The organism is Pseudomonas sp. FG35, assembly GCF_057809295.1.
In genome coordinates this window covers 145,720-168,731 of the sequence record NZ_JBMDJR010000003.1, presented here as the reverse complement: position 1 = coordinate 168,731, position 23,012 = coordinate 145,720, and the positions used below count along the sequence as shown (strand labels likewise).

Sequence of the window (23,012 nt, the reverse complement as noted above, 5' to 3'; positions counted from 1 at the left end):
TGAAAAACCGTGAATTGGCCTCCGGTTCAGTGGTCTTCCGTTTTTTCGCAGAATTGGGGCTGTAACCTTGCCGAGCCAGCGCTTACCGTGAAATCACTCTTCTGCTGCCCGAGGCCCGCCCATGTCACCGCGTCTGGATTACTACAGCGCATCACCCAAAGCCATGAAAGCGATGATTGGCCTGGAAGCGCTGACCAGCAACCTGAGCATCGAACCGCCGCTGCTGCACCTGATCAAGATCCGCGCCTCGCAGCTCAACGGCTGCGCGTTCTGCACCGACATGCATTCGGTGGAAGCGCGACGGGCCGGGGAGACGGATCGGCGGCTGTACGCCATCGCGGTCTGGCGCGACAGCGGCTTCTTCAACCTGCGCGAGCGGGCGGCGCTGGCCTGGACCGAGGCGGTGACGCTGCTGGCGGACAGCCGGGTGCCCGACGATGTTTACCAGCAGGCGCGGGAACAGTTCAACGAGACGGAACTGGTGGACCTGACCATTGCCGTCAGCACCATCAACAGCTGGAATAGGCTGGCGGTGAGCTTCCGCCAGATTCCCAGCGATTGATCACGAGCCATCAATCGCTCCGCCCTCTACACGCTGATCGTTCCCACGCGGGAGCGTGGGAACGATCAAGTGAAAGCTAGTTCGGCGGCCGCTGCGGTTTCACCGACGTACCAAACGTGTTGCCCATCCGCGTACTCGTGGCCGCCGGCGTTGCCAGCCCCACCTGATTCGGCGGACGCTTGTTGACCGGCACATTCATCGCTTCCTGATTCTTCTGCGCAGCCGCCGCGCCATTGGGATTGTTGCCCATCTGCTGGCTCAGGCAATCGTAATTCGGCGCCTTGTAGCCACCCACCGTCACCTCGACGCAGCCCAGCGGTTCCTCCGCGTGCGCACTGCCCAACGCCATCAGCAACAACCCGCCGAAGACGACTTTCCAGACTGATTTCATGCCTGCCTCCTGGCCGGCCCGAAGGGGCCGCTCTGGCTCAAGAGTCTAGTGCAACGGCGGCGCCGATCCCGTGATGGTTTTTTTGCAGTGGCCGTCACACCAGATTCATAAACAGCCCTCAGGATGACGGTTTTCAGGGATACATCAGCCGTGCAGCGAGGCCGTGCCAGGGAGGATGTTGTGCGCTCAGCGCTCATGCGCCAGCTCTGTCTGGGGCTGCTGCTTGGCTTGTTTCTGAGCCGCGCCAGCGCCGACCCGGTGCCGGCGACGATGCGCATGACCTTGCACATCCCGGCCCAGGAACTGGCCCGCGCCCTCGAACAGTTCAGCCGCGCCACCGGCATGGCGGTGCTGGTCGACAGCCAGTTGAGTCGCGGTCGACGTTCGTTGGCGGTGGATGGCGAATTCACCGCTGCCGAAGCGTTGCGCCGAATGCTCGGCGGCAGCGGCTTGATGGCCAAGTACAGCCGCGACGACGCGTTCACCTTGCAAGTGGCGCAAGTCGAGGACGTGCCGATGCCGGCGGAGAAACCGACCCCCGCCAGCGCTGCCGTCAACCGCAGTTACGCCACAGCGGTGCAGGCCGCGATTGAACGCAACCTGTGCCGCTCGCCGTTGACCCGGCCCGGCAGTTTTCGCGCGGTGTTGCAACTGTGGATCGGTCGCGACGGCGTGGTGCAGCACAACCGGTTGGTGACCTCGACCGGCGATGTTCGGCGCGATGCAGCGCTGGTAGACAGTTTTCACACGCTCAAAATCGACCGGCCCACACCCGGCGCATTGCGCCAGCCAGTCACGTTGCTGTTGTTACCCGAATCGTCAGGAAAGCGCATGGAATGCACACAATGGGAAGGAGTTTCCGGGGGATGAAAGACGCCGGACAAAGTTCGATGGTCCAGCTGTTCCTGACGTCCTACGAGGACTTTCGGGTGCGCCTGCGACGCCGTCTCGGCTCGGAGGACCTCGCCAACGACGTGCTGCACGAAACCTACCTGCGGGTCGACCGCATGGAAGCGCCGCCGAACCTGCTGCGGCCCAACGCCTACCTCTATCGCATGGCCCTGAACATCGCCGCCGACCGCCGCCAGGCCGATGCGCGGCTGCTCACCGGCAGCGAAGTCGAAGAACTGCTGCAAGTCAGCGACGAAGCGCTGGACCCGATGCGCGTAGTCGGCGGCCAGAAGGAAATCCAGTCCCTGCTCAGCGCCCTCTACGAGCTGCCGGCCAGGCGCCGACGAATCTTCATCGCCGCACGCCTGGAAGAAGCGCCGCACCTGGAAATCTCCCAGCGTTTCGGCATCTCCACGCGCATGGTCGAGAAGGAAATCAAGGCTGCCCTCGGACACTGCGCGGCCAAACTGGAAAGAAAAGTGTTTCAGCGGTTCGGTCGCGGGGCCGGAAAACCGTCTAGTGAATGAAGCTCCCGATCAACCCGTCGAGTACCTGTGCGTTTGAACATCTTCCGTCTGACACCTGCCGAGCCCACGCCTGCCGAGCGTCTGCAAAGCGAAGCCCGCGACTGGCTGATCCTCCTGACCTCCGGCCGCGCCACGGTCGCCGACGCCCGAGCGCTGCGCCAGTGGTGTGCGCAAAGCCCGGAACACGCCCGCGCCTTTGAAGAGTGCAAGGCCTTGTGGCATCTGCTGCAGCCGGCGGCGGAAGCGACACAGGCGCCACGCCGGTTTGGACGAAGGGCGTTTCTTGGCGGCGCGATTGCCGCATCGGCCGCATTCCTGCTGGTACGCGGCACGATTCCGGGCGGGTTCTCCGGGCTCGGCGCCGATTACATCACCGAAGTCGGCCAGCAACGCCGGGTCGAACCGGCCGACGGCTTGAGCCTGGAATTGAACACCCAGACCCGCATCAACCAGCGTTCGGTGGATGAGGGCGTGCAAGGCTTTGAACTGGTCAGCGGCGAAGTCGAAGTGCAGACAGCGCGGTTGCCGATGGCGATGCAGGCCGGTGGCGGCTGGCTGCGGGCGAGCAGGGCGCGGTTCAACCTGCGCAACCTCGATCAACAGGTGTGCGTGACCTGCCTCGATGGTGCGGTGGATGTGGAAGTCGAAGGCCGCAGCTTGCGCCTGGAACCGGGCCAGCAATTGACCTACGACGCGCAACAGGTCGGCACCGTGCAAAGCGTCGACACCGCAGCGGTGATGAACTGGCGGCAGCAGGTGCTGGTGTTCAACGGCGCAACCCTCAGCCAGATGATCGACGAGATCAACCGCTATCGCCCAGGCATGTTGCTGCTGCTCAACCGCGAACTCGGCCAACGCCGGGTTCAGGCACGTTTCTCCCTCGACCAACTGGCCGGCGTAGGCGCGCTGATCCGCGATGCCTACGGCGTCAAATGCACCGAGTTGCCGGGTGGCGTAGTCGTCCTCAGCTGATCACTGCAAGGGCCCCATGACCTGCCGATACTTCTCCACCCCCTGCGCCGTCTCCCGAGTCAACCGCACCTCCAACCCCAACGGATCCTCCCGCCGATTCCCGCTCAACTGCCGCCACCCCTTGTCCGCCTCCCAAACCCGCACCTGCAAATCACTCACCCCGCCCAACACCGCCACCCCAGCAGTCGGCGCCGGCAACGGATACCGACTGCGCGCCGGTGCCACCGCGCGATACAACGTGTCCCCCTTGAGCCACCAGCGCACCCGCTGCAACGCCCCCGGCTGATCCGCCGCACTCCGAATAATGTCCAGCCGAAACCCCTTGCTGTCACTGCTGCGCACCGTAACGGCAGGCGGCGCCGTCGCCGGTTCATCCTCGGTGCCGACCTTCTTCGGCTCCGTCAGCTCGATCCCGGCGCGCATCTCCACATCCCGCTGCATCTGATTCAACGCCCGCAACAGGCTGTCGCTCTGCTCACCACTGGCCTGCAAATGGCTGTCGGCGCGCGTGACACTGTCCAGCCCCTTCCAGGCAATCAGACTGACCACCGCCATCAACAGAATCGCGACCATCACCTCGATCAGCGTAAAACCTTGTTGTCTGTTCATTGCACGCTAATCCGGCCCGAAGCATCGCGCAGCACACTCAACCGATTGAGCCCGTCAGACAGCGTCAACTGCAGCGGCGGATTGATCCACTCCGCGTTCAGTACCACTTTCTGCTTGGGCTCCACCCGCACCTCCAGCTTCGGACTCTGCCAGGGACGCGGCCGCAACTGCGGGTCCCGATCGAAATGATCAAAACCCTTGCCACTGTCACTGCGCCGACTGAACCGAAACCCCTTGCCATCGCTCAACCACGCAATCGGCCGCCCATCGGCGCGGGCCTCAGCCTGGGCAATCTGCAGCAACTGCGCCACGCGCTCGGCGTCCTTGCGCAGCAACTGCAACGGATCGGGCTTGATACTCAAACTGATCGCCGCACTGGCGATACCGATGATCACCAGCACCACCATCAACTCGATCAGCGTAAAACCCTGCTGCCTGCACCGGTTCATCGAATGCGCACTCCCTTGCGTCCAGCCCCGTCCCAAAAAACCATCCTGCACGGCCAACATGTAAGGCGTGTGAAATAAAACCGTGAGAATTGCCGCGTAGTCTGGTCACCGGGACTAAAAGGAGATTCAGCCCATGAGATACACCGCACGCTTTTCACCCCCCCAAATCATCCAGGCCGCCGCACTGCTCGCCGCCCTGGTCGGCATCGCCACCTGGTCATCTCTGCTCCTGACCACCGCCGAATCCCACACCCCGGCGGCCACGCCGCAATTGCTCGCCGCGCGCAGCGATAACCCGGCGTTGCAGTGGTTTTCCAATCGCACGGCGCCGGTGGAGATCAAGGTCAGCGGGGTGATGGCGGGGAGTCGCGGGGCGGTGGCGATACTCAGCCTCAACGACGGACCGCCGAGGAGCTTTTTGCAGGGGGAGCGGGTGAGTCCTGGGGTGAAGTTGGTGGCGGTGGAGGGGGATGGGGTGGTGATTGAGCAGGGTGGGGAGAGGGTGCGGTTGGGGGTGGAGAGGTTGGGGGAGGGGGTGGAGATGCCTAGGTTGGTTAGGCCGTGAGTTGCTGGGAAAAGGAAGTTATTTTGACGTTTGAGCCGGGTAAAGGGTTTTTGGATTGGTGGGAGATCAAGGCACAGTGAGGCTACGGCAATTTGCCAAGATGATGCATGGAATCCATCACGCTCCACCTTGAAGAGTCACGCAATAGATTAAAGGCTTGTATCGATAGGAGTAATTTTAGAAAAAATTCTCTGCTGAAATTGGCGCCGACACTGATTACAGTCTAAGAATGTAGAACTCATAGCCACTACCCATTTCGCATCAGGTAGTAAAAACTCCAAATGATGGGCTGTGAAAAAATGGCGTGTGTTCTGACTCTGAAAAATGACGCTAATCAGTTAAAGCACTTCTAGGCATGGAAGGTTGTATGTATATAAGCTCTCTTAAAATTAGAAATTTCAGGAATTTTTTAGCCTCAGAACTTGTATTTAATAAGGGGGTTAATACTGTATTGGGCGAAAATGGCTCGGGGAAGTCTAACGCTCTATACACTTTGCGTCTCCTTTTAGATGACACCCTTCCTAGAAATGTTGTTAAGTTATGCGAAGCTGATTTTTGTCGAAATTTATCTTCCTGGCGTGGTCATTGGATAATTATTTCCATAGATTTTTCAGAGTTAACGGCTCACGAAGGGTGTCAGACATTAAAGCACCTTATTGGTCATATGGCGGGCGAAGGGCGAGGTACACTAACGTACTATTTTAGACCAAATCTAATTGTTAGAAAAAAATTGTTCGAGTCTAATGATGATTTTGATGAGGCGAAGAAGGTATTAGATAGTATTGTTATCGATGATTACGAAGTGGTATTTACAGGAAGGTCGACAGCAAATTTTTTGATTAAGGAGTCGTATGAGGAGTTGGTTGGGGATTTTGAGAGAAATATTTTTCCTAATCCCGAAGATTTAAATTTTGATGCTTATGGGGTAAAGATATATCCAATTCATGAGGAAGTGTCATTTACTTTTGTTAAAGCACTCCGAGATGTGGTGTCAGATCTAAAAAACCATCGAAGTAGCCCACTGCTTTCTTTGTTGAAAGGACTTGAGTCAGAGATTGATGGGGTTGAAGCGGATGAGATTTCCACATTGGTCTCTGAACTGAACGGAGCGATCTCAAGTCTGGACCAAATAAAGAGCTTGTCCAAAGGGATACAAAATACACTGCACAATACGGTTGGTTATACATTTTCGCCAGTTATTGATATTCAGTCTTCACTGCCAAGTGAGCTTGATAAGTTATTGCAAAAATTATCGCTGACAGTTGGGGATAATTATATAGATGGCTATAGCGGTGATTTGAGTGAGTTGAGCTTGGGCGGGGCTAATTTAATCTATATTGCACTTAAGCTTCTTGAGTATGAGCGTAAGCAAGAGGCGGAAAAGGCTGGTCAGTTTTTGATTATCGAAGAGCCTGAAGCTCATATTCATACTCATATACAAAAGACGCTATTCGAAAAGCATTCGACCGGAAAGACGCAAGTTTTTCTTTCTACACATTCAACGCATATTTCGTCTGTAGCAAAAATCTCAGAGATGAATATTTTAGGGTTGGAGAGCGGTGAGGTTGATGTTTTTCAGCCAGCAAATGGGATTTCGCAAAAAGAGTGTGGTCGCATTGAAAGATACTTAAATGCTACACGTTCGACACTGCTATTCGCAAAGGGAGTAGTGCTTGTTGAGGGGGATGCTGAGCTTATAATCATTCCTGCATTGGCTAAAAATGTATTGGGTGTGTCCTTAGATGAGCTGGGGATTAGTTTGATAAATATGGAAAGTGCCTTTTTTGAGCATATTTCAAAACTATTTGATGATAAGAGAATCAGGAAGTGTTGCGCTATTATCACGGATTTTGATAAAACTATAGTTGTGCTTCCGGAGGATCCGGAAGATGATACGGAATATCAGCGAGATTGCCGAAACTCTCAGGAGTCCGGACAGCAGAGAAAGGCTGCTCTGGATGATTTAATCGCTGATAATGTGTATGTTAATGCTTTTTATGCGACGCATACATTTGAAGTTGATTTCATTATGGCGGATAACTCTCTAGAGGTCATTGAGGTTCTCTCTTCAATATACAGTAAGTCGGCTAATATAGCGGCGTCAAAAAGCAAACTCTCAAATTCAGATATTAGTATCTACGGAAAGGAAGTACTTCGATTAGCTGAAAAAGTAGGAAAGGGGTGGTTTTCGCTACTGTTGGCGGAGAAAATTTCTTCACGGGTCTATATTCCACCTTATATATTGGCTGCGATAGCTTTTGCTTGTGGCGGTCGGCTATCTGAGCAGGTCTTGTACAAGATGTGTGTGCATCGCTTGAGAAATCCGATGCCGATATTCGCAGATAAGGATAAGCCGATTGCATTTTTTAAGGAAAATAGGATAGATCCTTCATCTTGTATAAATGAGTTTTTAAGGGTTTGCCCAGATGATGATTTGAGCCTCCTAATAAATTTGTTGCGCCGGTAATATAAATTATGGAATTGAGTTTGGAGCAGTCTAATGCTGTAGTTTATGGCGGGAATGCATATGTTTCCGCATGTCCTGGTAGCGGCAAAACAAGAGCGTTAACAGCAAGAATTGCAAAAGGTGTTTTCGAGTTATCCTCTCGGACAGAAAAGGTACTGGCTGTAACATTCACTAATCGTGCTGCTGAAGAGTTGCGGTCAAGAATTGAGAGCAACCATACGTATGATCATAATAAGCTTTGGGCGGGGACTATCCATTCTTTTGCCTTAGACTGGATCATTAAACCGTATGCTGCTTATTTGGATTTGACGAAAAATGGGTATTCAATTATAGATGAATATGAGTCAAAGAGAGTTCTCGCTAGGTTAAAAAAAGAATGCGGGGTTGGAATTTACGATGACGTAAATACAAGGCTTGATCGTTATGGGAGAGCTTATAATAAGTCTAAATTAACTGAGGTGGTATTGGATCAATATCACCAATTTTTAAGAGTTAATAAGAAAATTGACTTTGATCAGGTTTTATACTTGGCTTTTCTAATTGTTTCCAGTAACAAGGAAATATCCCAGCTTTTATGCTCACTGTTCCCGCTAATTTGCATTGATGAAGCTCAAGATGTCAGCGATTTGCAATATGCGATATTGTCAGAAATTTATGGTGGAGGGCAAATAAAGCCGAAGTTGTTTATCGTAGGTGATGCAAATCAAGCGATATATACAAACATAGGTGCCGTTTCTAGAGATGTTGACGAGCTTAATGTTGAGTTTGAAGGGGCCAATCTCAGGCTTTTTGAGTTTAAAGATAACTACCGATCTACTCAGCGTGTGGTTGATTATTTCTCTTACTTTAGAGGGGTAAACGGTGTGGTATCAAAGGCCTCATACTCTAATGAACGTGGGGTGATTAAATTCTTTAATAATTCTATATATAAAGCTCAGTTGCCGGATGTGATTGCAGAAATAATACAGGTGACGATTGATTCAGGTGTCTCTGAAAGAGAGATTTGTGTGATAGCCCCTCAATGGGCCCATATTAGATCAATTACTCGGAGCTTGATAAAGCTGCTTCCAGATGTAAAGTTTGATGCTCCGGCACTTACCCCGTTTTATGGGCAGCAAGACAATTTTTGGCTATTAATTGCAAAGCTTGTTTTAACTGAACCCTCCGGACGTTTGGTGTCTACTCGAAGCCGTTGGGCGTCAGAGGCACTTGAAAAGTTAGATAGGGAATTCGGCTTTGCAATTGATAGAAGCTCTAGGGAGTTGCTGTATATTATAAATTCATTTTTCTCATTAGAGATTGTAGGTACTGTTTACTTGTCTGAATGTTTTGTTTATACGATGTCCAGGCTTGGTTTAGATCTAGCAGGTCGACTCAAGGATGAGTATGATATTTTTTTTGAAAAGGCGATAAAAAATATTGAGGCTAATGAAGGTCAATATGAAAATAATGTATGTGTGTTTAAGAGTTTTTTCAAAGAATCGGTTGGGGTTGTGATTAATACCTGTCATGGTGTGAAGGGTGAGGAATATAACACCGTAATTGCATATGGTTTGCTTCGTGGGTTTATCCCACATTGGAACGATATAATTGATAGGCCGGATTATGTTGGCTTAAATTCTGAATCGAAAATGCTATATGTGATAGCTTCAAGGGCAAAAAAGAATCTTTACTTATTTTCTGAGAGCGGGCGTATGACTAGTGGTAAACGTACTTATCAGACATCGGGAATTATACAAAACTATAAGTATGGTTATGATTTATAGGAAGAGCGGGGCAGATTTGTTTTAGAGAAAAAAGGGGTTTTCAAGGTGATAAACCAATCCCCTTTTTAATGTCCAAACCTAGAGAACTTATAAAAAGCTCACGGTAGGCACCAAATGCATGTGACTTTTATGCAGTAGTAGGTCTGTCGGTAAGTTTCTTAAGAAGCCAAGTTCTAGAACTAATGGTCTTAAACGACTTTTGTCATGAAGCGCAACATGATAAAAAACAAGTATTTTTTCATATTCAGAAAGCTGGGCGGAAACCATTGATAGGTACGGTTCGACCGAGTTTGATTCGGACTGTATGTAGCCTAGAATGACAGATAGGCTTTCATGCCAGCTGTGCAAGTTTTTCCTAGTTGGCTCCCAATAATCAGCATACATAATTTTAAGCTCATCCAGGCCTTCAAGCGTAGTAATGTGAAATTCCTTTCCGCCATCTCTAAACCTGCTTCGATATTTTGTTTTTAGCCTAGAGTGGAATCGTTCCATGCAGTCCGAGCCGGTGACTGTTTTTTTGGTTTTGGATAAAACCAAGTCAATTGACTGAGTTAGATTGGAGTGTATCTCAAGCATTTTAAGGAAAGTCACCTCAAAACTTTGTTTCCTGAAAGCGTCTACTTGCTCACTCAACGCATCTGCTGAGCGCCGCATTTCCTCTCTGGAATCTCTCAATTCTACTTTCTGAACGACTATCGTTAAGAGCAGGCCCATAAAGGTGAGAAAAGTCAAAAATGGATTAGCAATGCCACCAAAAAAATCGCCGAAAATACCGTGATTAGGCTCTTCAGATTTATATGTGTATGCCGTTAAGCCAATGTCGATTATAAAAATCGACAATACCACCACTAAAGCAAAAACAAAAATTCGATACAGCCCTTTAACACCTAGATCGTCGCCAGGTTTAACGAAAGACTCAAACCACTGATAAGGTTTATTCCATGTTTGCAGTAGCTTTATCCACATATGAGACATCCTTTATCAGTCAAAAAAACTATTGCGACAGATTCTTAAAAGCGAAGAAAAAGGGGGCGGATTTATTTTCCAGATAATAGATCATTCCCGTTTTTTTCGTTTTTAAGTTCTACAGCGCCCAAAACCATTAGTGCTTTATCCAAGCTTCTATAGTCATTAATTTTCTGCTTTTCTAGGTTCGATTCCAGTAACCTGTCAATTACCTGAATGAATTGCCTATATTTTTTTAATTTGTTTGCTGCGGAGGTTCCTGGTGCAGGAAGCTCTGGATATTCATATCCAGCTAACGCTGGACTTTGATCTATCAGCGCTTTGCAAGCCGCTTGAATATTTCTATCTACAATCGGAAAGTGATCTGGGTGGCAAAAATGAAATACTGCTGAAATTGTCGGTAACTGAAAGCCTTGAGTAGCTACGAGAGTATTGAAAAATGGTTCTAAATTCTTGAATCGATCAGATGCGTCTATAGAGACCTTTCTGATGTTAAGGATAGCCTCTATCGCGGAAATTACATCTTCTGGAAACGGAATTTGAGATTTGTAGTTTTTTATTGCAACTAAAGGTGAAATTATTTCCAGAGCTTGCTTGAATGAGTCGCTGGTTAATACCTTGGATGCCGTATTTAAATCATATCTGGCTACCAATGCTAGAATTTCTGAATAGCGTGCGTCTGAGTATTTTGGATAGTTCGAATCAAACTGCTCCATATATTTTTCAAGGTTTTCCAATTTGACCCCTTCTGCCTAAGTTGAATGCACAATCGCAAGCGCGTTCGTCGAGAGAGTGCAAGTGTTATTTAATGTTTGCGCTCGGTTATATTGGGCATAGTTAAATTTCTGGTCTTTTTCATTTGCTCGGATCTCATAAAAGTCTTCGACGGAGGGGCGGCAATAAGTCAGCTTCTTTGTTTGCCTAACTCGAGTCCTCTTTATTTGGTTCTGGAGATGCGTTCGGACATTCATCGGTCCATCCCGTAACCGTCATGTCTTTAAGCTGCTCAGAGACGGTTTCGACGCGCAAGCAGGCACCTTTCTTCGAATAGAACAGGATGCAGCGCGAGCTATCAAAAGAGCAGGTATCGAGTTCCAGGAAATTGCGTGCAGCCAGCTCGCGCTCGATACCACTGTATTCATAGCCATCGCTGGTGTGCATCCGGGTTGGCTTCCATCCTTGTTCGATCAACCTGGATCTGGCCGACACCAAGGGCTCATCGACGGCGATGTCTGCTGGCCCGTGCTTGACGTTTGTCGCTTGCGAGCCGCCGGCAAACGCCAAGCTTGTACCCGTGCAACACATTGCGAGGAGCAGGAGAGTCGGCGTCTTCATTTGATCGCTCCACAAAAAGGAACAGACTCCTGTCCCCTTTGGTTTCTGGCTTCAATCCTTTTCAGGGCATTTGAAGTTCCAGGAATAAATCTTCATGTCTTTGACTTCTTCGCCGACAGTTCCTACACCTAAACAATCTCCGTTCTTGATGTAGTTGAAGCTGCAGTAACGGACGCCCTCCGTGCAAGACTCGATTTCATTGAAGCCTTTTCTTTGAATGACGCTTTCAACTCCGAACTCACCTGAGTAGGTCGGATTCGGCTTCCAGCCATTTTTGATCAAGGCTTTGCGGGCTTTCGAAAATGGCATTCCCTCTTTGATAGGAAGGTCTGCTGCGCTTGAAAATAAACTGACGCAACCTAAAAGGCTGATGGCTAATATTTTTAGTTTCATTTAACGGTACCGCCAAAGCCTTTATATATTTTTTCTACTTCGTCGTACTCGGTATAAGGTTGGCCGGAAGGCTTTCCGTTGATTGGTCGGTTTGCCAACCCCGGCCCCATAGGCAACGCTTCCCATTTTTTTGATGCTTTTCCAACTGCCGTTTTTAAGTCGCCGCCGATCAGCGGTTCGATGGCACTTACGTTGCGCAGGAGCTCAACGGCAATCAGATCCTGAGTTCCGGGGCTGAAGTCAGATAACCCCATTGCTTTGATGGAGAGTTCCGACCATGTGGCTTTCGTGATTTGGTACCTTCCAGAAGCGGTGGTTGAACCGCCATGACCTGGTCCTGGGTGAGTGGACTCATCGCTGAATGTCCACTTCCCGGATTTCCAGCCGGGTGCCCAGCCATAACCGAATTTCGCGTGATAATCGCCACCCTCGACTTTTGCCAACGTATCCAGGAAGGCCTTCACATTCTGATTCTTTAAGAACTCCGCATTCTCGGCACGCCTCTTTTGTTGCCTTGCGTCTACGGATACAGCTTTAGGGCTGGAGTCTTTGACAGGTGTCACCGTTCTGGTGGCTACAGGTGACATTTTTCGGCCGTTTTTGCTAATGACTTCAGCCATGAGGAAAACTTCCGTTATTTACTTTGACATCCATGTTCAATCCTCCAAAAACAGTTGGATCGTTTCGGCGAGGTGCGAGCTGACTACGTGCGTATACCCCATTGAATCGCTGACACCGTGCTCAATGCTGCCGTCAGCTCGCTGAATGGCGTAATCAAGATTAGCCAGGGGTTCCCCTGACTCGTCATCAATAAGCCTGAACTTGTCGCTGAAGTGCACCGGCATGGGCATCAGGCCGCTGAAGGGCGCTGATACAACGGTGTCGCCGATAATGACCGTGCCAGAGCCACCCACAACCACGTTACCGTGGCCACCGGTGCTGCCTTGAGTCGCGGCATTCAGCCCATTGATAAAAACCGTAGAGCTGACCGCTCCAGTGATTGGGCTACCGCACGCGGATTTATCGGTCATCCGAGCGGCAGGAAGGCCGTCGAAATTGACATTGGGAGAGCCGCTGACAATTGGATTTGTGCCGTGCCCTGGGAGTGGGCAACTGGTGGGATCTGTGACTCGGGCTGCAGGTTTGCCACTCACAGGAAGTTCCTTTTCAAAGATTCAGATGTCCTTGGCCTGATTGGATTAGAAATTCCGGCCACTGAGATAGTGCGAACATCACACGTTTGGCAGAGCAGGAAAGCGTGCTCTGGAGGAGGAGAGCATCAACCTCCGCCACCCATGTACGTTTGCGTCGCACAGGATGCCTGAGGCAAATGTTGCGCTCAACATTTCTTACAATTCTTCGGTTGACGGGTTGTGAACGATCTTCACGCGAGTAGCCCGTAACGCCTTTGCGTTCGGATCGGTTGAAGCTTTTGGTACAGAGAAAAACGCATTTGGCCGAGGTCGTCAGTCACACCTGACAACCTCGGCCATTTTCTTTCTGGCTATTGGGCTACAGCGCTCAGCCGATCACGCCTTCAACTCAACATGATCCAACGCCTGATTCACCGCCAACTCGCTCAACATCACCAACTGCGCAATCCCGATCGCGGTCTTGCGATGAGCAGGCTCCAGCGTGGCAGCAAAGTTGTTGAGCATTTCGCTGGCCGAGCCCAGTGATTCGCTGGCGTTGGCCAGGAGTGATTCGGTGTTGTAGGCCGGGTTGGCCAGGTACATGGGGTCGTGTTTATGGTGGCTGCCCATGATGCGTTGTTGTGGGGTGAGGTAGTGGTCGAGGGCGCGTTCGGCGGCTTCGTTGAGGGTTCGGGAGTCGGGGAATTTGTAGGGGGAGACCGGATCGGTTTCGGGGGGATTGGGCGTCGGTTTGAACATAGATGTAACTCCTCATGCTTCAAAAAGGGAGGCCATCCAATTTCGCTACCAAACGAAGGTGGCGGCCATGCTCAGGTTGGTAGACCGGCACATGAGGAACCCGGCGCACCCGAAGGTGCCCTGTGCATGACCACCATAAAGCCGAGACGAAACGACGCCGCGAATGGTGATGCTGTGCAGAACTCATGTGCGGGCTACCAAACCCGATCACTGTTTTTCAGTGACCCGGAAACGATAAGACCCGCGCATTAGACGCACAAGCCGGCGGATTCTGGCGTAGTCGTAGGTAATGACGCAAGGTTGTGTAGCCTTGAGGAAGTAACGGTGGGTGTCTTTTAAACGGTGTTTTTGGGGTGGGTAAACGGGTGATTCAACAAGCGGCCCTCACCCCAGCCCTCTCCCGGAGGGAGAGGGGGCCGACCGAGGTGTCTTGCGCTTTACATCGACCTGAGAGACCGAGTTGATTATGGATTCAGCGCGGTATGTGCAGGTTGGTTTAGATCTTCAGGTGGGTGTCGGAAATGTCCCACGCTGATTCATTTGCCATCGAGGGGGCCGACATTTAAGGCGGGCTCGGGCTAGGGATTCTCGGGGCGGCTAAGCAACGTTTCAATCTTAGCCAGCGGGGGCCGCTCCTGGCTGCGATCAAAAACCTGCACCCCAACCTTGAGCAACCGCCCATTCTCCGCGGCCCCAATCACCTCCTCACACCGCAACAACAACCTCCCTTGATCACACTCAACCGCCTTGACCCCCATCGGCAATCGCCCCTCCAACCGCAATTCCGCCATCCGACTCTGCGCCGCAATCATCGCAACCGAGCGATCCCGCAAAACCCCGCTGCTCTGCGTCATCAACCCCGCTACACGAACAGCGGCGGACATGGCGACGGCGATGATCGCCAGCGCGACGAGCACTTCAATCAGGGTGAATCCGGTTTGCGGGGAGGGGGTGCGCATCGGGGTCTCGGGCGGTCGGGCAGCCCTTGACGCTAACGCCCGTGCTTGACGGCTTGACGACGAAAACACCCGAGGATTTTCAACATCCCTGACATATCTTCTTGCAACACTGCGCGTCGAATCGAATCAAGCCAGGGAATGACGAGATGGATATCGCGCAATTCAAACAGCCCAATCGACCGAGCCGGATGCCCCGTGGGCAGCAGGGTTTCACGCTGATCGAGATCATGGTGGTCGTGGTGATTCTCGGGATTCTGGCGGCGATGGTGGTGCCCAAGGTGCTCGACCGGCCGGATCAGGCGCGGGCCACGGCGGCGAAGCAAGACATTGGCGGGTTGATGCAGGCGCTGAAGCTGTATCGCCTCGATCACGGCACTTATCCGAGCCAGAGCCAGGGCCTGAAGGTACTGGTGGAGCGGCCGGCCGATGCGAAGAACAGCAACTGGCGTTCGTACCTGGAGCGCCTGCCGAATGACCCGTGGGGTCGCCCTTATCAGTACCTCAATCCCGGTGCCAACGGCGAGATCGACATCTTTTCCCTCGGCGCCGACGGCCAGCCTGACGGCGACGGCGTGAATGCCGACATCGGTTCCTGGCAGTTGTAAGGCCGGTCATGAACAACCAATCGAACCAGCAGGGGATGGCGATCATCAGTGCGCTGCTGATCGCGGCGGTGGTCGCGGTGATCGCCGCCGGCATGCTGACTCGCCAGAGCGTTTCGACCCGGGCGCTGGAAGCCGAACAACTGCGCGTGCAGGGCCGTTGGCTGTTGCACGGCGGGTTGGAGATCAGCCGGCAATTATTGTGGGATGCGCGGCAGCGTGATCCGCTGACCCGACTCGATCAACCGTGGGCGCAGCGGTTGAACACCCAGGGTTTCGAGGGGCGGCTGGAGGACGAGCAGGGCAAGTTCAACCTGCGCAATCTGGTGGCCAACGAGCGGATCGATGACGCGCAGGTGCAGGCGTTCGAGCGTTTGTGCGAGTTGATTGGTGTCAGCAGCGCCTTGAGCCGGCGCATCAGTCAGCGGGTGATCGGCTCTTATCCGCACCTGTTGAATGCCCAAATAGTGGACAAGCCTGTGGCGAAAAACACCTTCGACAGCGGGCGCGCCACGTCGCCGTCCGCGTCGCGCAAACCGCAATCGCCGACCTTGCCGATGTTGCGCACGCTTGATGATCTGCGCAGCGTCGACGGGGTCAACGATGCGGTGCTGGCAAAACTGGCGCCGTACCTGACGGTGATTCCGGCGACCACCTGGCTCAACGGCAACACCGCCACGGCGCCAGTGCTGGCGGCTTACGTGCCGGGGCTGTCGCTGGAGCGGGCGCAGGCGTTGATCAATGAGCGTGATGCCGGGCGCTGGTTCATCAATCGCGGGGATTTCGTCAATCGCCTGCGACTGCCGCAATTGGAGATCACCAGCGTCAAGGTCGGCATCACCAGCGACTGGTTTCGGCTGCGCGGGCAGGCGCGGCGCGATCAGCGGCGGGTCAGCCTCGATGCGTTACTGCATCGCAGTGAAGACCGCTTGCCGCAAGTGATCTGGTCGCGGGTGGGCGTATGAGCCAGTTGCGCGTGAGTTTGCCGCCGCTGGCGGAACTGAGTCTCGACAGTGAATTGGATTGTGCTTGGCTGGATCGACAGGGGCAGGTCGTTCGCCAGGAACGCGTGCGGCTCGGCGCGCTGCCGAAGCAACCGCTGGTGTGCTTTCTGCACCCGTCGGACAGCCTGTTGGCGAGCATTGATCTGCCGCCGCTGCCTGCGAACAAAACCGCTGCGGCTGTGCAATGCGCAGCGCAGGCCTTGATGCTGGGCGACAGCGCCGAGATGCACATCGCCCACAGTGCTCGCAATGAACGCGGCCAGGTGCAGATTGCCTGGGTAGCACGCAAGGATCTGCAGCACCTCGGGCAATTCGGCCTGAACCTCAAAGGCCTGTACCCGGCGGCCTACAGCTTGCCGGTGATGGCGGGCGGCGTCGGCTGTCTGCATGACGATCATCTGTTGCTGCGCCACGGCCCGAATGCGGCGCAGGTGCAGCCGATGATCGACGAAGCGTGGCTGCTGGAAACCGGTCTGCCGGCGCACTGGATCGGAGACGGCGCGCCCGAGGCTGTGCAATCGATATTGGCCGACACGCAACGCTGCTCCGGCCCGTTGCCGAACTGGGGCCTGCACGGCGGCCTCCTGCAACCGAGCACCGAGCATCGCGGCTGGGGCAGGGCGCTCGGTTGCTGTGCGCTGGCGCTGGCAGTGTGGGTGATCGGTTTGAACCTGTACGCCGCCCGCGAGGCCGGGCAGGGCCAGCAGCTCAAGGCGCAGATGGCGCAACGGGTGAAGCAGGCATTTCCCGAGTTGCCGGTGATCCTCAATCCGTTGCAACAGGCTCGTCAGCAAATCGCGGCGCGCCGGCAAGGCGCGGTGGATGCGCCGGGGCAGGATTTCACGCGACTGGTGTCGCAGGCCGGCAGTGGCATGCCGTCCATGGCCGGGACGGTGCAGCGGCTGGAGTTTGTCGACGGCGCGCTGCAATTGAGCCTGCTGCCCGAGGCCCGGCGTTCGGGCAACGACAAGGACTGGCAAGGCACGCTGGCCCAGGCCGGCATCAGCATCAGCCCGAATGACGACGGCTGGGTCCTGCGCCCGGCCGGCGAGGCGACCGCCGCCACCGACAACGACGACAGCAGCGGAGCCGAAGATGAATAGCCCCTCGCTTGCGAAATACCGCGCCGGTTGGCAGCGCTTCAATGCTCAGTTGCAGGCCCGTTGGCAGCCGCTGGCCTTGCGGGAAAAACGCATGGTCGGCGGCATGGCGGCGCTGTTGCTGGGGCTGTTCGTGTGGGTGGCGTTGATTCAGCCGCCGCTGAAGAAGATCGCCGCCTCGCAAGTCGAAACGCCAAAACTGCGCGCCCAGGCTGAAGCGCTGGAAGTGCTGTTGCGCGACGTCAGCGTGCGCCCCGACGGGCAAAACCTGGAGCAGTCGCTGCAACAGACCTTGCAGGCCAGCGGACTGGGCGGCCATTACCAATTGGCGGCCGCGTCCGCCGGTTGGCAGTTGACCTTCGATGCGGCACCGGCCGACGCCGTGCTCGACTGGCTGCTGAGCCAACCCCGGAATTTTTCACTGCAAGTGGTCGAGGCCCGTCTGCAACGTGCAGACGACGCCGCGACCGATGACACGGCCGGCACTCTGTCGGGCACCGTACGCATGGATCAGGCGCTGGGCGCTAAGGAAGCTTCATGAAGGGGTCAGGATCCAAACGCATGGCGTTGCCGATGCTGTTGATGGCATTGAGCGCGTGCAGCAACACCACACCACCGAATCAACCGCCGCTGCTGGTGGACAGCGAACTCGGCCGGCCGCTGGCCAACACCCAGCGCAGTGGCGACGCGGTGCTCGACCGCGAGCGTGCGCAGGCCCAGGCCAGACCTGCACCGAAGCAATTGCACAACATCACCGAACGCGCCCGCAGCGGTGGGTCGGCACGGGGCACGACGTTGCCGGCCAATCCGTTGGGCGATCAACCGGTGACGCTGAATTTTGTCGATGCGGATATTCAAGCGGTGGTGCGGGCGTTGTCGCGCTCCACCGGCCAGCAGTTTCTGGTCGATCCACGGGTCAAGGGCAACCTGACGCTGGTCTCCGAAGGCCAGGTGCCGGCGCATCAGGCTTACGACATGCTGCTGGCGGCGCTGCGCATGCAGGGTTTCAGCGTGGTCGACGTCGGCGGCGTGGCGCAGGTGGTGCCGGAGGCCGACGCCAAATTGCTCGGCGGGCCGATCTATAGCGCTGACAAACCGGCCGGCAACGGGATGCTCACCCGCACGTTCCGCCTGCAATACGAGAACGCGGTGAACCTGATCCCGGTGCTGCGCCCGATCGTGTCGCCGAACAATCCGATCAACGCTTATCCCGGCAACAACACCATCGTCGTCACCGACTACGCCGAGAACCTCACGCGGGTCGCGCAACTGATTCAGGGCATCGACACGCCGAGCGCCATCGACACCGACGTGGTGCAGATCCAGAACGGCATCGCCGCCGACATCGCGCCGATGGTCGCCGACTTGCTCGACGCGCCGGGCAACGATCCAACGCAGAAAATCGCGGTGATCGGCGACCCGCGCTCCAACACCATCATCATCCGCGCCGGCAGCCCCGAGCGCACTGAGTTGGCGCGCAACCTGATCTACAAACTCGACAACGCCCAGAGCAACCCGAGCAATCTGCACGTGGTTTATCTGCGCAACGCCCAGGCCGGCAAACTGGCGCAAGCGCTGCGCGGATTGCTGACCGGCGAGAGCGACAGCGGCACCAGCGACAGTGCGCGTTCGGTGCTCAGCGCCATGGGCAGCTCTACCAACTCGAGTGGCGGGCAAAACGGCCAGAGCGGCACACAAACCAACGGCAGCACTTCGACCACTAACAGCGGCAGCACCGGCGGCAGCTACGCCCAGGGCAGCAGCGCCACCAGCGGCAGCGGTAATGCGCAGAGCAGCGAACAGAACGTGGCCTTCAGCGCTGGTGGCGTGACTATTCAGGCCGACGCCACCACCAATACCTTGCTGATTTCCGCGCCGGAACCGCTGTACCGCAACCTGCGTGAAGTCATCGACCTGCTCGACCAGCGCCGCGCCCAGGTTGTGATTGAGAGCCTGATCGTCGAAGTCGGCGAGGACGATGCCAGCGAATTCGGCGTGCAATGGCAGACCGGCAATCTGGCCGGCAATGGCGTGATCGGCGGCGCCAACCTTGGCGGATCGGGGATCAACGTCAATGGCAAGACCAGTGTCGACGTGTTGCCTAAAGGTCTGAACCTCGGCTACGTCAACGGCACGGTCGATATCCCCGGCATCGGCAAGATCCTCGACCTGAAAGTGCTGGCCCGGGCGCTGAAGAGCAAGGGCGGCACCAACGTGTTGTCGACGCCGAACCTGCTAACCCTGGACAACGAAGCGGCGAGCATTTTTGTCGGTCAGACCATTCCGTTTGTCAGCGGCAGCTACGTCACCGGCGGCGGGGGCACCAGCAACAACCCGTTCCAGACCGTGACCCGCGAAGAAGTCGGTTTGAAGCTCAACGTGCGGCCGCAGATTTCCGAGGGCGGCACGGTGAAGCTCGACATTTATCAGGAAGTCAGCAGCATCGACGAACGTGCCTCGGCTGCTTCGACTTCGGCGGGGATCGTCACCAGCAAACGTGCGATCGACACCAGCATCCTGCTCGACGACGGGCAGATCATGGTGCTCGGCGGTCTGCTGCAGGACGGCTACAGCCAGAGCAATGACGCGGTGCCGTGGCTCTCGAACATTCCGGGGCTGGGCGCGCTGTTTCGCAACGAGCGCCGCTCGATCACCAAGACCAACCTGATGGTGTTCCTGCGCCCGTACATCATTCGCGACAGTGCGGCGGGGCGCAGCATCACGCTCAATCGCTACGACTTCATGCGCCGCGCCCAGGGCGGTCTGCAACCGGAACGCAGCTGGGCGATGCCGGACATGCAGGCGCCGCAATTGCCGACCGCTGCTCAGGGGGTTCCGAGTTCGGTTCCGGCTTCGGGACCCCGCGCAATCATCAAGGCTGTGCCGATTGAAGCAGGCCCGCGGTTATGAGCAGCTTGCCCTACGCCTGGGCCAAGGCGCAGCGGATTCTGCTGCGCGACGGCGTGCTGACGGTGTGCCCGTCGACGCCGGGCTGGTCGATCAGCGAAGTACGCCGGCAGTTCGGCGCGACGAGGCTTGAGCGGGTGCGCGATGACGAACTCGACGGCTTGCTCGCCACGGCCTACGCCGATACTGGCAGCGCAGCAGCGGTGGTCGGTGCGGCGGAGAACGAAGTCGACCTCGACCGCCTGATGCAGGACATGCCGGAAATCACCGACCTGCTCGACACCCAGGACGGCGCGCCGGTGATCCGCATGATCAACGCCTTGCTCACCCAAGCGGCGCGGGACGAGGCCAGCGACATTCATATCGAACCGTTCGAAACCCATTCGGTGGTGCGCTACCGGGTCGATGGCACCCTGCGCGACGTGGTCTCGCCGCGCAAGGCGTTGCACGGTGCGCTGGTGTCGCGGATCAAGATCATGGCCCAGCTCGATATCGCCGAAAAACGCCTGCCGCAGGACGGGCGCATTGCGTTGCGCGTAGCAGGGCGGCCGATCGACATTCGTGTCTCAACCGTGCCCACAGGTCATGGCGAGCGGGTGGTGATGCGTCTGCTCGACAAGCAGGCCGGGCGCTTGCATCTGGAAACCCTGGGCATGGATGCGCAGGTGCTGGCCAAACTCGATCACCTGATCCGCCAGCCCCACGGCATCGTGCTGGTCACCGGCCCGACCGGTAGCGGCAAGACCACCAGTCTGTATGCGGCGCTGGCGCGGCTCGATGCGAGCACCAGCAACATCCTCACCGTGGAAGACCCGGTGGAATACGACTTGCCGGGCATCAGCCAGATTCAGGTCAACGCCAAGATCGACATGACTTTTGCCCTCGCGCTGCGTGCCATTTTGCGCCAGGACCCGGACATCATCATGATCGGCGAGATCCGTGACCTCGAAACCGCGCAGATCGCGGTGCAGGCTTCGCTGACCGGTCACCTGGTGCTCGCGACGTTGCACACCAACGACGCGGTGTCGGCGGTCAACCGCTTGGTCGACATGGGCGTCGAGCCGTTTCTGTTGGCCTCGTCGATGCTCGGCGTTCTGGCCCAGCGCTTGGTGCGGCGGCTGTGCAATCAGTGCAAACAGGAAGACCCGGCGACGCCCGGCACCTGGCGCCCGGTCGGTTGTGCGGCGTGCAATCACACCGGTTACAGCGGCCGGACCGGCATTCATGAATTGTTCTGCATCGATGACGACATCCGCACTCTGATTCACCAAGGGGCAGGGGAGCCGGCGTTGCGCGCGGCGGCGAGCAAGGCCGGGATGTTCAGCCTGCGTGAGGACGGCGAGCGCTGGATTCGCAGCGGTGCCACGGCCCCTGAAGAAATCCTTCGCGTGACACGGGACGCCTGATGAATCGCTATCGTTTTGAAGCCGCCGATGCCAGCGGCAAGATCGAGTCCGGGCATCTGGAGGCGGAGAGTCAGGGCGCGGCGTTCGGCGTGTTGCGCGGTCGTGGCCTGACGGCGTTGTCGGTGGAGAAGGAAAGCAACGTCTCCCAGCACGGCGGCGGTGGATTGTTCAGCGCCAGGCTCTCGGATAACGATCTGGCGTGGGCCACGCGACAGCTTTCGAGCCTGCTCGGCGCCAGTCTGCCGCTGGAGGCGGCGCTGAGCGCCACGGTCGAACAGGCCGAGAAAAAACACATCGCTCACACACTCAGCGCCGTACGTGCCGACGTGCGCAGCGGCATGCGCCTGGCCGAAGCGCTGGCGGCGCGGCCACGGGATTTTCCGGAGATTTACCGGGCGCTGATTGCGGCGGGCGAGGAGTCCGGCGATCTGGCGCAGGTGATGGAGCGGCTGGCGGATTACATCGAAGAGCGCAACAACCTGCGCGGCAAGATTCTTACCGCGTTCATCTATCCGGGTGTGGTCGGGCTGGTGTCGATCGGCATTGTGATTTTCCTGCTGAGTTACGTGGTGCCGCAGGTGGTCAGCGCGTTTTCCCAGGCGCGGCAGGATCTCCCAGGGCTGACTTTGGCGATGCTCAATGCCAGTGATTTCATCCGGGCGTGGGGCTGGTTGTGCGCAGGCGTCATGGCCGGCGCGTTCTGGAGTTGGCGCCTGTATCTGCGCAACCCTGCGGCGCGTTTGAGTTGGCATCATCGGGTGTTGAAGTTGCCGCTGATCGGGCGCTTTGTGCTGGGGCTGAACACTGCACGGTTCGCCTCGACGCTGGCGATTCTCGGTGGCGCCGGGGTGCCGTTGTTGCGCGCGTTGGAGGCGGCGCGGCAGACCTTGTCGAATGATCGTCTGAGCCTGAGCGTCAATGAGGCCACCGCCAAGGTGCGCGAGGGCGTCAATCTGGCGGCCGCGCTGAAAGTGGAGAACGTGTTCCCGCCGGTGCTGATTCACCTGATCGCCAGCGGCGAGAAAACCGGCGCGCTGCCGCCGATGCTCGAACGCGCCGCACAAACCCTGTCCCGCGATATCGAGCGCCGGGCGATGGGCATGACCGCATTGCTCGAACCGCTGATGATCGTGGTGATGGGCGGGGTGGTGCTGGTGATCGTGATGGCGGTGCTGTTGCCGATCATCGAGATCAACCAGTTGGTGCAGTAGTTTTTTCAACTTTTTTGCCGGCGCCCGGATCTCACCCG

25 protein-coding genes are annotated in these 23,012 nt (G+C 56.1%); 14 read left to right on the top strand and 11 right to left on the bottom strand.

The window, feature by feature from the left end; translation table 11 throughout:
* Positions 1 to 121 precede the first annotated feature (121 nt).
* Complete coding sequence (locus tag ACODTD_RS07230; RefSeq protein ID WP_011334583.1) at positions 122 to 562, top strand: carboxymuconolactone decarboxylase family protein; 441 nt, start codon at positions 122 to 124, stop codon at positions 560 to 562.
* 76 nt (positions 563 to 638) lie between these two features.
* Here ACODTD_RS07230 and ACODTD_RS07225 read toward each other — a convergent pair whose 3' ends face one another.
* Positions 639 to 953 carry a hypothetical protein gene (locus tag ACODTD_RS07225; protein WP_011334582.1) on the bottom strand — a complete coding sequence of 105 codons (315 nt, stop codon included), beginning with the start codon at positions 951 to 953 and terminating at the stop codon, positions 639 to 641.
* A gap of 195 nt (positions 954 to 1,148) precedes the next feature.
* Here ACODTD_RS07225 and ACODTD_RS07220 point away from each other — a divergent pair, with 195 nt between their 5' ends.
* Genes ACODTD_RS07220 through ACODTD_RS07210 form a run of 3 tightly spaced genes read left to right on the top strand, consistent with a single transcriptional unit; the run spans position 1,149 to position 3,343 of the window.
* Positions 1,149 to 1,823, top strand: a complete 675-nt coding sequence (locus tag ACODTD_RS07220; RefSeq protein WP_201819328.1) for an STN domain-containing protein — start codon at positions 1,149 to 1,151, stop codon at positions 1,821 to 1,823.
* Complete coding sequence (locus tag ACODTD_RS07215) at positions 1,820 to 2,371, top strand: RNA polymerase sigma factor (RefSeq protein WP_011334580.1); 552 nt, start codon at positions 1,820 to 1,822, stop codon at positions 2,369 to 2,371. The genes ACODTD_RS07220 and ACODTD_RS07215 overlap by 4 nt, the downstream gene beginning before the upstream one ends.
* A 33-nt stretch (positions 2,372 to 2,404) precedes the next feature.
* On the top strand, positions 2,405 to 3,343 hold the full coding sequence (locus ACODTD_RS07210; protein ID WP_163975562.1) for a FecR family protein: 939 nt from the start codon (positions 2,405 to 2,407) through the stop codon (positions 3,341 to 3,343).
* On the opposite strand, the gene ACODTD_RS07205 is transcribed toward ACODTD_RS07210, so the two are convergent.
* Positions 3,344 to 3,952, bottom strand: coding sequence for a type II secretion system protein GspJ (locus ACODTD_RS07205; RefSeq protein WP_221614521.1), 609 nt, complete (start codon positions 3,950 to 3,952; stop codon positions 3,344 to 3,346).
* The gene (gene gspH / locus ACODTD_RS07200; RefSeq protein WP_011334577.1) at positions 3,949 to 4,401 is read right to left on the bottom strand and encodes a type II secretion system minor pseudopilin GspH; all 453 of its coding nucleotides are present in this window, start codon (positions 4,399 to 4,401) and stop codon (positions 3,949 to 3,951) included. The genes ACODTD_RS07205 and gspH overlap by 4 nt, the downstream gene beginning before the upstream one ends.
* A gap of 133 nt (positions 4,402 to 4,534) precedes the next feature.
* On the opposite strand from gspH, the gene ACODTD_RS07195 reads away from it, so the two are divergent.
* From ACODTD_RS07195 to ACODTD_RS07185, 3 genes are all read left to right on the top strand, one after another.
* Positions 4,535 to 4,966 (top strand): type II secretion system protein N, encoded by a 432-nt coding sequence (locus ACODTD_RS07195; protein ID WP_192561311.1) that lies wholly within the window; start codon positions 4,535 to 4,537, stop codon positions 4,964 to 4,966.
* A gap of 367 nt (positions 4,967 to 5,333) precedes the next feature.
* Positions 5,334 to 7,433 (top strand): ATP-dependent nuclease, encoded by a 2,100-nt coding sequence (locus ACODTD_RS07190; protein WP_489104661.1) that lies wholly within the window; start codon positions 5,334 to 5,336, stop codon positions 7,431 to 7,433.
* An 8-nt stretch (positions 7,434 to 7,441) separates the two neighbouring features.
* Positions 7,442 to 9,199, top strand: coding sequence for a UvrD-helicase domain-containing protein (locus ACODTD_RS07185; RefSeq protein WP_489104660.1), 1,758 nt, complete (start codon positions 7,442 to 7,444; stop codon positions 9,197 to 9,199).
* Positions 9,200 to 9,286: 87 nt separating this feature from the next.
* Here ACODTD_RS07185 and ACODTD_RS07180 read toward each other — a convergent pair whose 3' ends face one another.
* The 8 genes from ACODTD_RS07180 to gspI form a co-directional block, all read right to left on the bottom strand.
* The gene (locus ACODTD_RS07180) at positions 9,287 to 10,165 is read right to left on the bottom strand and encodes a putative phage abortive infection protein (protein WP_489104659.1); all 879 of its coding nucleotides are present in this window, start codon (positions 10,163 to 10,165) and stop codon (positions 9,287 to 9,289) included.
* A gap of 71 nt (positions 10,166 to 10,236) precedes the next feature.
* Positions 10,237 to 10,902 (bottom strand): hypothetical protein, encoded by a 666-nt coding sequence (locus ACODTD_RS07175; protein ID WP_489104658.1) that lies wholly within the window; start codon positions 10,900 to 10,902, stop codon positions 10,237 to 10,239.
* 184 nt (positions 10,903 to 11,086) lie between these two features.
* Positions 11,087 to 11,500: a hypothetical protein gene (locus ACODTD_RS07170; protein WP_489104657.1), complete on the bottom strand. Its 414-nt coding sequence runs from the start codon at positions 11,498 to 11,500 to the stop codon at positions 11,087 to 11,089.
* A 51-nt stretch (positions 11,501 to 11,551) separates the two neighbouring features.
* Positions 11,552 to 11,893, bottom strand: a complete 342-nt coding sequence (locus ACODTD_RS07165) for a hypothetical protein (RefSeq protein WP_489104656.1) — start codon at positions 11,891 to 11,893, stop codon at positions 11,552 to 11,554.
* Positions 11,890 to 12,513, bottom strand: coding sequence for a lysozyme family protein (locus ACODTD_RS07160; RefSeq protein ID WP_489104655.1), 624 nt, complete (start codon positions 12,511 to 12,513; stop codon positions 11,890 to 11,892). Before ACODTD_RS07160 ends, ACODTD_RS07165 begins: the two co-directional genes overlap by 4 nt.
* Before the next feature lie 36 nt (positions 12,514 to 12,549).
* The gene (locus tag ACODTD_RS07155) at positions 12,550 to 13,047 is read right to left on the bottom strand and encodes a PAAR domain-containing protein (RefSeq protein WP_489104654.1); all 498 of its coding nucleotides are present in this window, start codon (positions 13,045 to 13,047) and stop codon (positions 12,550 to 12,552) included.
* Positions 13,048 to 13,422: 375 nt separating this feature from the next.
* A complete protein-coding gene (locus ACODTD_RS07150; RefSeq protein ID WP_489104653.1) occupies positions 13,423 to 13,785 on the bottom strand; it encodes a DUF6124 family protein in 363 nt (120 codons plus the stop codon).
* 578 nt (positions 13,786 to 14,363) lie between these two features.
* Positions 14,364 to 14,744: a type II secretion system minor pseudopilin GspI gene (gene gspI / locus ACODTD_RS07145; RefSeq protein ID WP_489104652.1), complete on the bottom strand. Its 381-nt coding sequence runs from the start codon at positions 14,742 to 14,744 to the stop codon at positions 14,364 to 14,366.
* Between the two features lie 146 nt (positions 14,745 to 14,890).
* Here gspI and gspG point away from each other — a divergent pair, with 146 nt between their 5' ends.
* The 7 genes from gspG to gspF are packed head-to-tail and all read left to right on the top strand — an operon-like array spanning position 14,891 to position 22,974.
* Complete coding sequence (gspG, locus tag ACODTD_RS07140; protein ID WP_025109838.1) at positions 14,891 to 15,349, top strand: type II secretion system major pseudopilin GspG; 459 nt, start codon at positions 14,891 to 14,893, stop codon at positions 15,347 to 15,349.
* A gap of 8 nt (positions 15,350 to 15,357) precedes the next feature.
* Positions 15,358 to 16,311: a type II secretion system minor pseudopilin GspK gene (gene gspK, locus ACODTD_RS07135; protein ID WP_489104651.1), complete on the top strand. Its 954-nt coding sequence runs from the start codon at positions 15,358 to 15,360 to the stop codon at positions 16,309 to 16,311.
* The gene (gene gspL, locus ACODTD_RS07130) at positions 16,308 to 17,453 is read left to right on the top strand and encodes a type II secretion system protein GspL (RefSeq protein WP_489104650.1); all 1,146 of its coding nucleotides are present in this window, start codon (positions 16,308 to 16,310) and stop codon (positions 17,451 to 17,453) included. The genes gspK and gspL overlap by 4 nt, the downstream gene beginning before the upstream one ends.
* Positions 17,446 to 17,991, top strand: coding sequence for a type II secretion system protein M (locus ACODTD_RS07125; protein ID WP_163975531.1), 546 nt, complete (start codon positions 17,446 to 17,448; stop codon positions 17,989 to 17,991). Before gspL ends, ACODTD_RS07125 begins: the two co-directional genes overlap by 8 nt.
* The gene (gspD, locus tag ACODTD_RS07120) at positions 17,988 to 20,360 is read left to right on the top strand and encodes a type II secretion system secretin GspD (RefSeq protein ID WP_489104649.1); all 2,373 of its coding nucleotides are present in this window, start codon (positions 17,988 to 17,990) and stop codon (positions 20,358 to 20,360) included. Before ACODTD_RS07125 ends, gspD begins: the two co-directional genes overlap by 4 nt.
* Entirely contained in the window at positions 20,357 to 21,763 is a 1,407-nt protein-coding gene (gspE, locus tag ACODTD_RS07115; RefSeq protein WP_489104648.1) for a type II secretion system ATPase GspE, read from the top strand. The genes gspD and gspE overlap by 4 nt, the downstream gene beginning before the upstream one ends.
* Positions 21,763 to 22,974, top strand: a complete 1,212-nt coding sequence (gene gspF / locus ACODTD_RS07110) for a type II secretion system inner membrane protein GspF (protein WP_085654186.1) — start codon at positions 21,763 to 21,765, stop codon at positions 22,972 to 22,974. The genes gspE and gspF overlap by 1 nt, the downstream gene beginning before the upstream one ends.
* Positions 22,975 to 23,012: the final 38 nt, after the last annotated feature.

Bases quoted from the DNA above. Each gene is read 5' to 3' on its own strand.
- ACODTD_RS07230 (WP_011334583.1), top strand. From the start codon at position 122: ATGTCACCGCGTCTGGATTACTACAGCGCATCACCCAAAGCCATGAAA.
- ACODTD_RS07225 (WP_011334582.1), bottom strand. From the start codon at position 953: ATGAAATCAGTCTGGAAAGTCGTCTTCGGCGGGTTGTTGCTGATGGCG.
- ACODTD_RS07220 (WP_201819328.1), top strand. From the start codon at position 1,149: ATGCGCCAGCTCTGTCTGGGGCTGCTGCTTGGCTTGTTTCTGAGCCGC.
- ACODTD_RS07215 (WP_011334580.1), top strand. From the start codon at position 1,820: ATGAAAGACGCCGGACAAAGTTCGATGGTCCAGCTGTTCCTGACGTCC.
- ACODTD_RS07205 (WP_221614521.1), bottom strand. From the start codon at position 3,952: ATGAACAGACAACAAGGTTTTACGCTGATCGAGGTGATGGTCGCGATT.
- gspH (WP_011334577.1), bottom strand. From the start codon at position 4,401: ATGAACCGGTGCAGGCAGCAGGGTTTTACGCTGATCGAGTTGATGGTG.
- ACODTD_RS07195 (WP_192561311.1), top strand. From the start codon at position 4,535: ATGAGATACACCGCACGCTTTTCACCCCCCCAAATCATCCAGGCCGCC.
- ACODTD_RS07190 (WP_489104661.1), top strand. From the start codon at position 5,334: ATGTATATAAGCTCTCTTAAAATTAGAAATTTCAGGAATTTTTTAGCC.
- ACODTD_RS07185 (WP_489104660.1), top strand. From the start codon at position 7,442: ATGGAATTGAGTTTGGAGCAGTCTAATGCTGTAGTTTATGGCGGGAAT.
- ACODTD_RS07180 (WP_489104659.1), bottom strand. From the start codon at position 10,165: ATGTGGATAAAGCTACTGCAAACATGGAATAAACCTTATCAGTGGTTT.
- ACODTD_RS07170 (WP_489104657.1), bottom strand. From the start codon at position 11,500: ATGAAGACGCCGACTCTCCTGCTCCTCGCAATGTGTTGCACGGGTACA.
- ACODTD_RS07165 (WP_489104656.1), bottom strand. From the start codon at position 11,893: ATGAAACTAAAAATATTAGCCATCAGCCTTTTAGGTTGCGTCAGTTTA.
- ACODTD_RS07160 (WP_489104655.1), bottom strand. From the start codon at position 12,513: ATGGCTGAAGTCATTAGCAAAAACGGCCGAAAAATGTCACCTGTAGCC.
- ACODTD_RS07150 (WP_489104653.1), bottom strand. From the start codon at position 13,785: ATGTTCAAACCGACGCCCAATCCCCCCGAAACCGATCCGGTCTCCCCC.
- gspI (WP_489104652.1), bottom strand. From the start codon at position 14,744: ATGCGCACCCCCTCCCCGCAAACCGGATTCACCCTGATTGAAGTGCTC.
- gspG (WP_025109838.1), top strand. From the start codon at position 14,891: ATGGATATCGCGCAATTCAAACAGCCCAATCGACCGAGCCGGATGCCC.
- gspK (WP_489104651.1), top strand. From the start codon at position 15,358: ATGAACAACCAATCGAACCAGCAGGGGATGGCGATCATCAGTGCGCTG.
- gspL (WP_489104650.1), top strand. From the start codon at position 16,308: ATGAGCCAGTTGCGCGTGAGTTTGCCGCCGCTGGCGGAACTGAGTCTC.
- ACODTD_RS07125 (WP_163975531.1), top strand. From the start codon at position 17,446: ATGAATAGCCCCTCGCTTGCGAAATACCGCGCCGGTTGGCAGCGCTTC.
- gspD (WP_489104649.1), top strand. From the start codon at position 17,988: ATGAAGGGGTCAGGATCCAAACGCATGGCGTTGCCGATGCTGTTGATG.
- gspE (WP_489104648.1), top strand. From the start codon at position 20,357: ATGAGCAGCTTGCCCTACGCCTGGGCCAAGGCGCAGCGGATTCTGCTG.
- gspF (WP_085654186.1), top strand. From the start codon at position 21,763: ATGAATCGCTATCGTTTTGAAGCCGCCGATGCCAGCGGCAAGATCGAG.